Raw genomic sequence first — 13,784 nt, forward strand, 5'->3', positions numbered from 1 at the left:
TTCCGAACACAGAAGTTAAGCCCACCAGCGCCGATGGTACTGCTAACGCGGGAGAGTAGGCCGCCGCCAGTTTTTATTTTATTTTTAAAAAGTCCTTTATCGAATGATAAAGGACTTTTTTTGTTTTTATCCCTACCCCTAAGAAATGAATAATGAATCACCCGGCATTATCCATTTTCAATTCTCAATTCTCAATTTTCAACTCTCAACTCTCATCATCCTAGCCCCGATAGCAACGGTTACCTCACAGCATGAGTGGGAGTGTTGAAGGTTTAAGGGTGGAAAGCGCTGGCGCGAGGAGTATGAGTGGATAGCGGGAAATTGCTTCTAGGAATAAATAGAGATGTAAAATTAATTTCCGTCATAATCGGCTTTTAGTCAAATAAAATTGATAAGTTTGTATAAGTTTTCCAAAATAAATATAATGTCAGGAAACATTCTGATCATCGATGATGAGATCAAGCTCCTTAAGCTATTGGGCATGATTCTTTCCCAAGAAAATTTTAATGTAAAAGAAGCTTCTACGGCACGTTCTGCAATGACGATGCTGGAGCAATATGATTTTGATGTTGTTCTATGCGATGTCCGGCTTCCTGATGCATTTGGTGTTGAATTGGTACAATCTATTAAGACAAAATACCCGCATCTTGAGATTATTCTGATGACCGCATTTGGAAATATAACGGATGCTGTACAGGCTATGAAAAACGGAGCTTATGATTATCTGGTAAAAGGGGATGATAATGAGAAAATTATTCCTTTGGTGTACAAGGCATTGGATAAGTCTAAAGATAATAAATCCAGAATTGTTCCCAAAAATGCAGTAAAAGGATTCGCCCAGATTATTGGAAATTCACCTGCTATTTTACAGGCTAAAAAATTGGCTGAAAAAGTGGCATTAACAGATGCTGCTGTGCTTTTAACAGGTGAAACGGGAACGGGAAAAGAAGTTTTTGCCAGTGCTATTCATGATGGAAGTGACAGAAGTAAGAATAGTTTTGTAGCGATTAACTGTTCAGCATTTAGTAAAGAAATTCTGGAGAGCGAGCTTTTTGGTCATAAACAAGGTGCTTTTACTGGGGCAATAAAGGATAAGAAAGGTTTGATAGATGAAGCGAACGGTGGTACTTTATTTTTGGATGAAATTGGTGAAATGCCTATCGAACTTCAGGCAAAGCTATTAAGGGTTCTGGAAACGAAGGAATTTATAAAAATGGGTGAAACGAAGGTTTCAAAATCTGATTTTAGATTAATTGCTGCTACGAACAGAAACCTTGAGGAAGAAATAAAACAAGGAAATTTCAGGGAAGATTTGTATTTCAGGCTGAATGTTTTTGAGATCACTCTTCCTGCTTTGAGGGATAGAAAAGAGGATGTAAAAATGCTGGCGAAGAATTTTGTGGACTTATTTTCCCATAAGCTTCACTTATCTGCTATTGAAGTCAGTCCGGATTATTATAAAGCTTTGGAGAAGAATGACTGGAAGGGAAATATCAGGGAATTAAGAAATGCTGTGGAACGCAGTCTTATTTTAATGGATACTCATATTCTGGATGCCGAAAGTCTTCCTCATTATTCTGAAAAAGTAGCCCGGGAAGCGGATTCCTTAAGCATCCGATCACTTGAAAAGATACATATACAAAAGGTATTAGAGTATACAAAAGGTAATAAAGCGGAAGCAGCCCGATTGTTAGAGATTGGTATTGCAACTTTATACCGTAAACTCGAGGAATATGAATTAAAATAGAAAATTTATCATTTTAATAAAGAGCCTATCATTTTGATAGGCTTTTCTGTTTTTATAGGGTGAGTTGTTTTGGATTAATGATCTGATTTTTAATTGATTGGTTATTTATTTTTTACATTGGACTCTCTTTTGGCATATAGTCCATGAATAAAATATTTAAAAATGACAATTTCAAGAAAATCGTTTAAAAAACGGGAGCATTCTACTTTTAGTTTGCTGATTGTATCGTATGTGTTGTTGACTCTTTTAATCTTAATAATAAAGATATGATGCTCATAAGTTTAATTCTGCTGTTTGCAGTATTGTTTTGGCTTTTGTACAAATCAGTTGAATTTTTTGATAGAATATAAAATTATGTGGAGTTTATTTTTTCTTTCAATTCTTGCCTTTGTGTATATCTGTTATGTTTTAATAAAACCTGAAAAATTTTAAGTAATCATGAATACAGAGATTTTAGGCATCATAGCAATGTTTGCTATTACGTTAGTGATTGGAATATTTTTAGGTAAATATATTGCTAACGTCTATGGATACAAAAAAACTTTTCTGGATCCGGTATTCCAACCCATTGAAAAGTTAATTTATAAAATATCGGGTATCAATCCCAACCGCCAGATGAACTGGAAACAGAATATGTATGCCATGTTGGCGATCAATCTGGTATGGTTCATTATCGGGTTTATACTCTTAATGACACAAGCCTGGCTTCCTCTAAATCCTGACGGGAATCCCAATATGTCAGCTGACCTTGCTTTTAACACGACTATTTCATTTTTAGTAAATTGTAATTTACAGCATTACTCGGGAGAGTCGGGAGTAAGTTATCTAAGTCAGTTGTACTTAATGTTTTTACAGTTTGTAACGGCAGCTACGGGAATGGCAGCAATGGCGGTTCTTTTTAAAGCTTTTAAAGAGAAAACGGCAACGGAGCTGGGGAATTTTTATGACTATTTTACCAGGTCAATGATCAGAATTTTAGTTCCGATCAGTATCATTGTAGCGTTCATCCTTTCTGTGAATGGTACTCCTATGACTTTTGAGAGGAAGGACCACATTACAACATTAGAAGGTCAGAAAATTGATGTATCCAGAGGTCCGGTTGCCGGTTTTGTTGCAATTAAGCATTTGGGAACCAACGGTGGTGGTTTTTTTGGAGCCAACTCAGCACACCCGCTTGAAAACCCTAATTATGTGACGAATATGACAGAAATGGTGACGCAGATGATCATTCCGTTTGCATTGGTTTTTGCATTAGGTTTTTATCTAAATAAGAGAAAGCTTTCGTGGGTTATTTTTACGGTAATGACCGTCGGTTTTCTGGCGCTTACCATTCCGAACGTTGTCAATGAAACCGGAGGAAATCCATTGATCACCAAAATGGGAGGAGACAGCAGTCTAGGAGCTATGGAAGGTAAAGAAATCCGTTTCGGAAGCGCAGCCTCAGGATATTGGAGCATTGCGACGACGGTTATTTCAACAGGGTCGGTGAATTCTATGCATGATAGCACGATGCCTCTTTCCGGAATGAATGAGCTTCTTGCCATGATGATCAACTGTTTCTATGGAGGTTGTGGAGTAGGGATTCTGAACTATTTCATATTTATAATTCTCGCGGTATTTATCAGCGGTCTGATGGTAGGAAGAACGCCCGAATTTATGGGCAAGAAGATCGAAGCAAAAGAAATGAAGATTGCCATGATTGTGGCTTTATTTCACCCTTTTTTAATTCTTGTGGGTACTGCTTTAACTGCTTATTTACCTGAGTTTGGAGCAAAAACGTTGAATAATCCGGGATTTCACGGATTTAGTGAAATGTTATATGAGTTTACTTCTTCTTCTGCCAATAATGGTTCCGGATTTGAAGGGCTTGGAGATAATACTCCATGGTGGAACATTTCAACAGGTATTGTACTGTTGTTATCAAGGTTTATCCCAATCATAGGTCCTGTGGCGATTGCAGGATTACTGGCTCAGAAAAAATTCATTCCGGAAAGCTCGGGAACATTGAAAACGGATACGGCTACTTTTGGTTTCATGACGCTTGCTGTCATCCTGCTTATTGCAGCCCTATCATTCTTTCCGGCGCTGACACTGGGTCCTATTGCAGAACAAATACAGTATTTCTCAAAATAAATTGTGAACATTAAAAATTAAAATCAATATCCAACCATTAAGGAAGCGGAAAAGTTTGGGAACTTGTCTAAAAACTTACCGAAACGTTCACTACATAATATTATCCACTTCTATTTCTCATACTTTGGCTTACCTTGATGGTTATTATTGATAATGATATAACTCTTTCAAAAAAATGAAAAATCAATCACAAACATTATTTCAAAGAGATTTGGTAAACGAGGCAATTAAACAGTCTTTCGTAAAACTGAATCCGAAAATTATGTTTAAAAATCCAGTAATGTTTCTGGTAGAGATCGGAACCGTTGTAATGTTTATTGTAAGCATTTTCAGCTTGACAGGCGATAAATCTCAGGGAAGTTTCTCTTATAATTTTTTGGTATTTATTATCTTATTTTTCACAGTTTTGTTTGCCAATTTTGCCGAAGCTATAGCGGAAGCAAGAGGAAAAGCACAAGCTGATACCCTTCGAAAAACACGTGAAGAAACCCCTGCTAAACTGGTGGTTGAAAACAAGCATGGATTTCAGGTAGAAACAGTATTGAAGATGTCTGCCGAGATGAAATTAGGAGATATTTTCCTATGTGAAGCGGGAGATCAGATTCCGATGGATGGGGAGATTATTGAAGGTCTTGCTACTATTGATGAATCTGCTATTACCGGGGAAAGTGCACCTGTTATTCGTGAAGCAGGTGGTGACAAGAGCTCAGTAACGGGTGGTACCAAAGTACTTTCAGACAGAATCAAAGTAAAGGTAACAACCAAACCCGGAGAATCCTTTTTGGACAAAATGATTGCCCTTGTTGAAGGAGCTTCAAGACAGAAAACACCAAACGAAATCGCATTAACCATATTGTTAGCAGGGTTTACCCTGACCTTTATCATTGTTACCCTCACTTTAAAGCCTTTTGCAGACTACGCGCAGACTCCGATTACCATTGCGGCATTTATTTCTCTTTTTGTATGTCTGATTCCGACAACCATCGGAGGTCTGCTTTCTGCAATCGGAATTGCCGGGATGGACAGAGCATTAAGAGCAAATGTGATTACAAAGAGTGGGAAAGCAGTAGAAACTGCAGGGGATATCGATGTCTTATTACTTGACAAAACGGGGACAATCACTATTGGAAACCGTAAAGCAACTCAATTTCATCCTGCTGAAGGAATTAAAATTGAAGATTTTATTAAAGCTTCTGCATTAAGCTCTGTTGCTGATGAAACTCCTGAGGGAAAATCAATTATTGAATTAAGCTCATTACAATCAAAAGATTTAATTGTTCCCAATCCTACTTATATAGACTTTACTGCTGAAACCAGAACTTCCGGGATCGATTTTGAAGCTACCAGAATCAGAAAAGGAGCGTATGACACTATAAAAAGACTGACTGAAAAAGCCGGGAACATCTTCCCGCAGGAAACACAAGATGCAGTGACCAAAATTTCTGAAAATGGAGGTACTCCTTTGGTGGTGTCTGTGAATGAAAAAGTATGGGGAGTTATCGAACTTCAGGATATCATTAAAACAGGAATTCAGGAGCGTTTCCAACGATTAAGAAAAATGGGGGTTAAAACAGTGATGGTAACCGGTGATAACCCATTGACGGCCAAATTTATTGCAGAAAAAGCGGGAGTAGATGATTTTATTGCGGAAGCAAAGCCTGAAGATAAAATGAACTACATCAAAAAAGAACAACAGGAAGGAAAGCTGGTAGCCATGATGGGAGATGGAACGAATGATGCTCCGGCATTGGCTCAGGCCGATGTAGGAGTAGCCATGAACAGCGGAACACAGGCTGCAAAAGAAGCCGGTAACATGGTTGATCTTGATAATGACCCTACAAAACTGATTGAAATTGTAGAAATCGGGAAACAATTGCTGATGACAAGAGGAACATTGACAACATTCAGTATTGCCAATGATGTGGCCAAATATTTTGCGATAATTCCGGCTTTGTTTATCACCTTTATTCCTTCGCTTCAGAAGTTGAATATCATGAATCTTCACAGTCCTGAAACGGCTATTTTATCCGCTGTCATTTTCAATGCCGTGATTATTCCTTTTCTTATTCCATTGGCGTTAAAAGGAGTAGCATATAAACCAATTGGGGCAAGTGCTTTACTAAGAAGAAACCTTTTAATTTATGGCTTGGGAGGAGTAATTGTTCCGTTCATCGGAATCAAAATCATAGACTTACTGATTAGTTTATTCTATTAAATTTAAAGAAATGAAAAATCATATTGTTTCAGCATTCAGGTTGACTTTGGTAATGCTGGTTGTTACAGGAATTTATCTGGGCCTTGTGTATGGAGGGTCAAAAATACTACCTACTCAAGGAAATGCAGAAATCATTAATTACAAAGGGCAGAAGTTCTATGCCAATATCGGGCAGGAATTTAAGTCGGAAAAGTATTTCCATGGCCGTCCCTCGACAGTAAATTATAATGCTGCAGGAAGTGGGGGAAGCAACAAGGGTCCAAGTAATGAAGAGTACCTGGAAACTGTACAAAAAAGAATTGATACGTTAAGAATGCAAAATCCTGAAATGGGGAAGGATAAAGTACCTGTTGAACTGGCTACGGCAAGTGGAAGTGGGCTTGATCCGGATATTTCTCAGGAAGGAGCTTTGTATCAGGCAAAAAGAATTGCAAAAGTGAGAAACCTTTCAGAAGAGCAAATTAAAAGTTTAATAAATGCACAAACTGAAAAACCATTCTTAGGACTTTTCGGACCATCAAAACTCAATGTACTGAAGCTTAATATTGCTTTGGATCAATTAAAATAAATTCTATGTCAAAGTTTAAAACCTTGACATAGTTAATAAACACTTCAGAACTAACGTGAAAAAATATCTAGTTATAGGTGCAGTATTGGGAATGTTTTTTTCCAAAGCACAGTCATCAGATTCAGTGAGAACAGGAAATAAAGTGACCTTTTCAGCGTATGCAGAACTTTTTTATACCTATGATTTTAATGAACCTGATAATCATCTTCGTCAAAATTTTTTATACTCATACAACAGGCATAATGAATTGAATCTTAATCTGGGATTGGTTAAAGCAAATTATCAAAGTGAAAATCTTCGAGCCAATGTCGCTTTAATGGCCGGAACGTATGCGCAGGACAACATGGCGGCTGAACAAAATGCTTTACGCTATGTGAATGAAGCTAATATTGGAATTAAAATATCAAAAAATAAAAATCTGTGGATTGATGCAGGGATCATGCCATCTCATATTGGCTGGGAAAGTGCTATCGGAAGAGATAATATCAATCTGACCAGAAGTTTTGCTGCTGAAAACTCTCCTTATTTTGAGACCGGTGCAAAAATTTCTTATACGTCAGATAGCGGAAAATGGTTTTTAAGCGGTCTGGTACTGAACGGATGGCAACGTATTGCGAAACCGGAAGGAAATCAAAGTATTTCTTTCGGTCATCAGGTTACTTATAAACCCAATGATAAAATTACACTGAACAGTAGTTCATTTATTGGAAATGATAAAGCGAAAGCAGATAAAAGAATGCGTTATTTTCACGATCTTTATGGTAGTTTTCAATTGACGAATCAGTTTTCTGCTGTATTGGGCTTTGATATTGGGGCAGAGCAGAAAACGAAAGGAAGTGAGCAATATAATATATGGTACAGTCCCAATGTACAGATGAAATATCAGCTTGATCATCAATGGGCGCTGGCAGGAAGATTGGAATACTATCATGATGAACATGGAGTCATCATCAATACGGGAACTCCTAACGGTTTTCAGACATTCGGATATTCATTGAATGTAGATTATGCTGTATTGAAGAATGTTGTGTTCCGCACAGAAGCAAGAGGTTTTACTTCTAAAGATGCCATTTTTGCTAAAAATGATGAGTTCAGAAAAGGAAACTTTTTTATTACAACGAGTTTAGCCGTTTGGTTTTAATAATAGATTTAGCCAGGGCAAAAAGTGTTTAAAATAAAATTAAAAAGAATAAAATCAATGTCATCAGCAAAAGATTTTTTAGAATTGATCCAGAAATCCAGGAAAGGAAAATTCAAGATTTATATAGGGATGAGTGCAGGTGTAGGAAAGACATTTCGTATGCTTCAGGAAGCGCATTCTCTTTTACGAAACGGCATTGATGTGAAAATTGGCTATATAGAAACTCATGGTAGAGAAGAAACAGTAGCTCTTGCAGAAGGCCTTCCTGAAATTGAACGGAAATCCGTTTTCTATAAAGGAAAAAACCTTGAAGAAATGGATCTTCAGGCCATTATTAATGAACATCCTGAGGTTGTTCTTGTAGATGAATTGGCCCACACGAATGTGGAGGGTTCTAAAAATAGAAAAAGATGGCAGGATGTTCTTGAGATTCTTGATAACGGAATTAACGTTATCAGTGCCATGAATATTCAGCATATTGAAAGTCTCAATGAAGAAGTTAAAAAAATAACAGGGGTAGAAGTCACTGAGAGGGTGCCAGATAAAATTCTGGCACTTGCTGATGAAGTGGTGAACATTGACCTTACGGCTGATGAACTTTTAACCCGTTTAAAAGAGGGTAAAATCTATAAAAAGGAAAAAATTCAGACTGCACTCACTAATTTCTTTCAAAGCGGGCATATTCTCCAATTGAGAGAACTCGCCTTAAAAGAAGTGGCTACCCATGTTGAGAGAAAAGTGGAAACTGAAATCAAGACCGAGAATTTTAAGCCTATAAAATTTCTGGCCTGTATCAGCAGCAATGAAAAGATTGCCAAAACGATTATACGAAAGACAGCCAGGTTGGCAAGCTATTATAACAGCCCATGGACTGTCCTGTATATCCAGAGACCTTCTGAAAATCCGGAAAAAATCGCTTTGGATAAGCAGCGGTATCTGATTAATAATTTTAATTTAGCACAGGAATTAGGCGCAAAAGTGGTAAGGGTAAAGGAAAATAGTGTTCAGGAAGCAATTCTGGATTATGTGATCGCCCATAATATTACGACGGTTTGTATTGGCAAGCCCCACGCCAAATTCTGGCATCGTTTGTTCGGCTATAGCTGGATCTATACACTGATGAACAGATTGAATGAACGACAGGTAGATATTATTATTTTATCGTAAAAGTAATGAAATCGCAATGATTTGGAAACACAAACACCGATAAAGATGACGCGATTGCATATGTCTTTTAAAAAACAATAAGTATCTTCATATGAAACTTAAAACAAAACTCACCTTAGGCGTAGGCCTTTTATTTCTGCTGATTGTTCTGCTATCAGTGATAGGTTCTGTATACATTAATAAATTAAAATCAGATACTGAGAAAATCCTTACTGCCAATTACAATAGTCTGGAATTTTCCAAGAATATGCTTCTTGCACTGGATCATATCAGTACAGACAGTGCCATTGCCATTGCGGATTTTAAAAAAAATAACAGATTACAGGAAAAGAACCTTACAGAATTTGGGGAAAAAGAAGCTACACAGAATCTGAATCTGCATTTCAACAGCTATTTAAAAGAACCCACTCCTGTTAAAGAGAAGCTTATAAGGGAAGATCTGGCAAAAATTATGTCTTTGAACATGAAAGGCATCGAACGGAAAAGTGATATTGCCATTATTACGGCTGGTAATGCTACTTTCTGGATTGTAAGTATCGGAACGGTTTGTTTTCTTATTGCTTTTATTTTATTGTTTAATTTACCACAAACAATTGCTGAACCGATTGATCAGCTGACTTTCAGTATCAGGCAGATTGCCAATAAAAATTATAATGAAAGGGTTCATTTTAAAGGGAGTGAAGAATTCAACAGCCTTGCTGAATCTTTTAATGTGATGGCTGAAAAGCTCCAGGAATATGAAAGCAGTAGCCTTTCTCAGCAATTAATGGAGAAAAAAAGAATTGAAACCCTGGTTAACAATATGCATGATGCCGTTATTGGCCTGGATGAAAATCATTTTATTTATATGATTAATGATGAAGCACTGAAAGTGACCAATCTTCATAAAGAAGAAATTATCGGGAAAACAGCGCATGAAGTGGCCGTAAATAATGACCTGATGCGTGAATTGTTGAAGAATATTGACCATCCTGTCAAGGATCCTATTAAAATTGTTCGGGATAATAAAGAAAATTATTTTGAACAGGATATTATTCCAATAAACATTGTTAAAACCGGGGAAAAAGAAAAAAGATATATCGGAAAGGTGATTCTGCTCCGAAACATCACCCCCTTCAAAGAACTTGATTTTGCCAAAACAAATTTTATAGCCACGATTTCTCATGAATTGAAGACTCCTATTTCAGCCATAAAAATGGGAGTTCAGCTGCTTGGAAATCAGAAATTTGGTGAGTTGAATGAGCAACAGCAGGAATTACTGAAAAGCATCAACGAAGATGGACAACGTCTCCTGGATATCACCGGAGAATTACTGAATCTTTCTCAGGTAGAGTCAGGAAATATTCGCTTAACTATGGGGAAATGTTCTCCAAAGGAAATCGTACAAACTGCCGTGAAAAATGTAGAAAAGCTTGCTGAGCAGAAAAATATATCCATCACTTCACAATTTCTTCTTGAAGAAACCGATTTTGTGATTGCTGATTTTGATAAAACAGTCTGGGTGATGAATAACTTCCTTACCAACGCAGTAAAACATTCCTATCAGGATGAAAACATACAGATATTGGTTGAAAAACTAGATACCTTCATTCAGTTTAGCATCACCGATAGCGGAAGCGGCATTGATGAGAAATACCATCGTCAGATTTTTGACCGCTATTTTCAGGTGCCGGGTGAACATCAGAACGGGACAGGCCTTGGATTGGCAATTTCCAAAAATTTTATTGAGAAACAAAGTGGTGAGATCGGAGTGAAAAGTTCCTTGAATAATGGGAGTACTTTCTATTTCAGACTGCCTGTTGGTTAATCCTTGATAATGTGAGGGTGAAAATAGTAAGAGATTATCTTATATTATAAGAGTTTTCGGATTTAGAACTAATCATATTATCTATTTGGGATGGGAGAAGAAATAGTAAATAAGAAAATTCTTTAAATCTATGCTCCTTAAAAACATAATCTATTAACTTATTGACGACTTTTCACTTTCTACCTATAATTGTAATATTGAGATTGCTTCGCTATGCTCGCAATGACGAAACATAAAAAAGGGCTGCAAATTATTATTTGCAGCCTTTTTATAAACATGGGGGCAGGTTAATCCTTAATAAACTTCTGTACCATTGTTTTATCTTTCGTATACATTTTAATCATATAGTTTCCTTTAGAAAGCTCAGAAACATTCATATAGTTTCCTTTCACATGCATCGAGTTGATTATTCTTCCTGCTCCGTCATAGATCTCAGCTTTTATGACCTCATCTTTTGATTGAATATGCAGAATATCTTTTACCGGATTTGGATAGATAGCAAACGATGTCTTGTTTTTACCAACTTCAGTTGTCGTTAAAAGACTTTCAACCGAGGTCGTAGCGGTATTGGTAATGATCGGATGGTTGTAATCAAAATAAATTTTGGCGGTATTACTGAAACTGTCGCCAGGGGTTAATGTTGACTTTGTTTTGATTTTAAAAGAAACATATCCGTCGTTATGGGCATCATCAAAAGGAAGCTGAATATTTTCAAAAATAAACTCAATCACATTTGGATCTGTAACCTTGGTGACAAAATTGTGACTTCCGTTTAAGGCAACAAGTGACGAAAGATCAAATTTCGTTGCATCGATTTCGTCTTTTACCACAATATTTCTTGCATTGGCAGTTCCCGTATTTTCAAATCGGATCAGATAATGAACATAATCACCCACTTGTGCCTGCGCAATAGAAGCTCCCTCAAGACAGGTTTTATCGTTTGGATCGAAAGAATTCACTACCGTTCTGTTAAGTGTAAAATTATTATCAGCCGGTGTTTCATCTGTTCCTCCGCTGATCTGTGCCGTATAATGCAGAATATCTCCTGAGTTAAGAGGTGGAGTTGCCGTTGGTGTATTTAATTTTATGGTTACCGTAATTTCTTTGGTTTCAAAAGGAAGAAGATTGGTAAGATTCCAGTTTAAAACTCCCGGAGATTGTGAGGTAGGAGCAACTGTTGCAGTTTGGTAATCAGAAATCATATCATTGTAATTGAATGCCAAAGTTCCGGTTTGTGCTGTATTTCCTTTATTTTTATATACTATTTTATATTGCGATTGAAAACCCGGTGTTGCTGCAGTTATTGGAAGAATAACCACCTCAAGGTCGTTAAAAGTTCCATTGGGTGTAATACAGAAGTTTTGTGCCAGTGGACTTGCCTGAGTGGGAAAATCAGCAGTAATGCTTGCTGGAGAAATAGTAAAATAAGCTGGATTTTCAACAACAGGAGTAATCACATGAGCACCTGCCTGTACAGCTAAAGAATAATTTCCTGAACTGTTGGCAATATAGCTTCCTGAATTGGTACCGTTAGTAATGTTGAACTTTTGAAATGCCTTTGCAGGATCACTTGCATCGCAACCATTATTATTGACATCCACTTTTGTATTTCCCTGAATGGTATAGCTGGTTCCTCCGGGTACAAAAGAGCAATAGCTGTTTACTTCCACATTATTTTGGCCATAAACAGCCAACATATTGGAAATCTTCTGGACTTTTTTGGGATCACAGCATACATAGGCTAAATTGGGTGTCATAGATATCGGACTTGCATAGAACTCCGTAGCAGGATTCCCGTTTTTAACGTTAACCGTAGTAATGGAATTCCCCGCCACATTGAGTGAGCTTAGTTTTGCATTTTGGCTTGCATCAATACTGGTAAGGAAATCTTCTCCAAGTGATAAAAATACGAGATTGATAGCAGGAGAAACATCTAAAGAAGTTATTTTATTATCTCCCAACGATAAGTTAAACATAGCAGTTAATCCTGCCAGGTTTAACGAAGCGATACTTGTTCCATGTAAAGTTAATCCCAGTAGATTGGGTTTATTATGAGCACTTAGAGAAGTTAGTAACGGAGAAGTTGAAATTGTTACGTATTTCAGATTACTATTATTTTGAATATTAAGCGAGCTCAATAATGAATTTTTATCTATATCGAGGTCATTAAGCAATGGTGAACTGGAGAAATCTAATGAAGTTAGTTTTGTTTTCTGGATATTAACATATTCAAGCTGAGGTAGTGTAGTGAACGTAAGTGAGGTAAGATTGGGCTTAATAATATAAAGTTTCTTCAGATTGATGTTATTGGATAGATCTAAACTTGTAAAATTCACATTACTGCTTTCTCCAAAATAAATATCTTCTAATGCTGTAAGATTTGAGAGATCTGCACTTTCTAAATGGGCGTTTGCTGAAACGGAAAGTTTTTTCAGAGGAATATTTTGTAAAAAACCAAGATTCGAGATAGTCCCACTATTATTAGAGAAAAAGAAAGTTCCCAACTGATTACAACCTTGTATATTCAATATATTGAGGGCATTGCTATAAGAATAGAGCTCCTTTAGCTGAGTCATATTGCTTAGATTGACTGTGTTAAGCATTGAATTACCCGTTAAGTTTAGATAGACAAGATTAGTAAAACTCTGGATTCCTGTCAGATCATTAATTTGGGTATTACTCAACGTTAACTTTGAAATATTGTGGGCCTCGCTTATCTGAATTTCTCCGTCATTATTGGTATCTATTACAGTTGCATTCCCATTGAGGTCGTAAGAAAAAGGGTTGTTGCCCGTGTTTGCGGTAAGTAATTTTGCCTTGAATTTAGGATCCGGGAAGTTAATAATCTGTGCACTAACAGATAATTGTGCCAGAATGAGCACAAAAAGGTAAATGTTTTTCATGGTTTAGTGATGTTTTAGTTAATGTAAATATATAAATAATTTTCTTATTTTGTTTTTAATAATTTAAAATTATTCATTTTTATTTGTTTTTAAATTAATAATA

The 13,784-nt window shown here is 36.6% G+C and carries 8 protein-coding genes and 1 rRNA gene; 8 read left to right on the plus strand and 1 reads right to left on the minus strand.

The features are described from left to right. The 8 genes from rrf to C1631_RS12080 all read left to right on the plus strand — a co-directional run. A 5S ribosomal RNA gene (gene rrf / locus C1631_RS25110) occupies positions 1-72 on the plus strand; the annotation flags it as partial. Positions 73-424: 352 nt separating this feature from the next. Beyond that, positions 425-1,747, plus strand: coding sequence for a sigma-54-dependent transcriptional regulator (locus tag C1631_RS12045; RefSeq protein WP_109712390.1), 1,323 nt, complete (start codon positions 425-427; stop codon positions 1,745-1,747). 438 nt (positions 1,748-2,185) lie between these two features. Then, positions 2,186-3,880: a potassium-transporting ATPase subunit KdpA gene (gene kdpA / locus C1631_RS12055; RefSeq protein WP_109712392.1), complete on the plus strand. Its 1,695-nt coding sequence runs from the start codon at positions 2,186-2,188 to the stop codon at positions 3,878-3,880. Between the two features lie 175 nt (positions 3,881-4,055). Next, complete coding sequence (gene kdpB / locus C1631_RS12060; RefSeq protein WP_109712394.1) at positions 4,056-6,095, plus strand: potassium-transporting ATPase subunit KdpB; 2,040 nt, start codon at positions 4,056-4,058, stop codon at positions 6,093-6,095. A gap of 10 nt (positions 6,096-6,105) precedes the next feature. Then, a complete protein-coding gene (gene kdpC, locus C1631_RS12065) occupies positions 6,106-6,663 on the plus strand; it encodes a K(+)-transporting ATPase subunit C (protein WP_103248198.1) in 558 nt (185 codons plus the stop codon). A gap of 91 nt (positions 6,664-6,754) precedes the next feature. After that, positions 6,755-7,804 (plus strand): porin, encoded by a 1,050-nt coding sequence (locus C1631_RS12070; RefSeq protein ID WP_109712396.1) that lies wholly within the window; start codon positions 6,755-6,757, stop codon positions 7,802-7,804. A gap of 57 nt (positions 7,805-7,861) precedes the next feature. Beyond that, complete coding sequence (locus tag C1631_RS12075; protein WP_109712398.1) at positions 7,862-8,971, plus strand: histidine kinase; 1,110 nt, start codon at positions 7,862-7,864, stop codon at positions 8,969-8,971. Between the two features lie 91 nt (positions 8,972-9,062). Further along, entirely contained in the window at positions 9,063-10,778 is a 1,716-nt protein-coding gene (locus tag C1631_RS12080) for a HAMP domain-containing sensor histidine kinase (RefSeq protein ID WP_109712400.1), read from the plus strand. Between the two features lie 287 nt (positions 10,779-11,065). Here the strand turns inward: C1631_RS12080 and C1631_RS12085 are convergent, their stop codons facing one another. Beyond that, positions 11,066-13,681 (minus strand): DUF7619 domain-containing protein, encoded by a 2,616-nt coding sequence (locus C1631_RS12085; RefSeq protein WP_109712402.1) that lies wholly within the window; start codon positions 13,679-13,681, stop codon positions 11,066-11,068. Positions 13,682-13,784: the final 103 nt, after the last annotated feature.

This window comes from Chryseobacterium phosphatilyticum (genome assembly GCF_002899825.2).
GTDB lineage: Bacteria > Bacteroidota > Bacteroidia > Flavobacteriales > Weeksellaceae > Chryseobacterium > Chryseobacterium phosphatilyticum.

Coding starts and splice junctions, on each gene's coding strand:
- C1631_RS12045 (WP_109712390.1), top strand. CDS start 425: ATGTCAGGAAACATTCTGATCATCGATGATGAGATCAAGCTCCTTAAG.
- kdpA (WP_109712392.1), top strand. CDS start 2,186: ATGAATACAGAGATTTTAGGCATCATAGCAATGTTTGCTATTACGTTA.
- kdpB (WP_109712394.1), top strand. CDS start 4,056: ATGAAAAATCAATCACAAACATTATTTCAAAGAGATTTGGTAAACGAG.
- kdpC (WP_103248198.1), top strand. CDS start 6,106: ATGAAAAATCATATTGTTTCAGCATTCAGGTTGACTTTGGTAATGCTG.
- C1631_RS12070 (WP_109712396.1), top strand. CDS start 6,755: ATGTTTTTTTCCAAAGCACAGTCATCAGATTCAGTGAGAACAGGAAAT.
- C1631_RS12075 (WP_109712398.1), top strand. CDS start 7,862: ATGTCATCAGCAAAAGATTTTTTAGAATTGATCCAGAAATCCAGGAAA.
- C1631_RS12080 (WP_109712400.1), top strand. CDS start 9,063: ATGAAACTTAAAACAAAACTCACCTTAGGCGTAGGCCTTTTATTTCTG.
- C1631_RS12085 (WP_109712402.1), bottom strand. CDS start 13,681: ATGAAAAACATTTACCTTTTTGTGCTCATTCTGGCACAATTATCTGTT.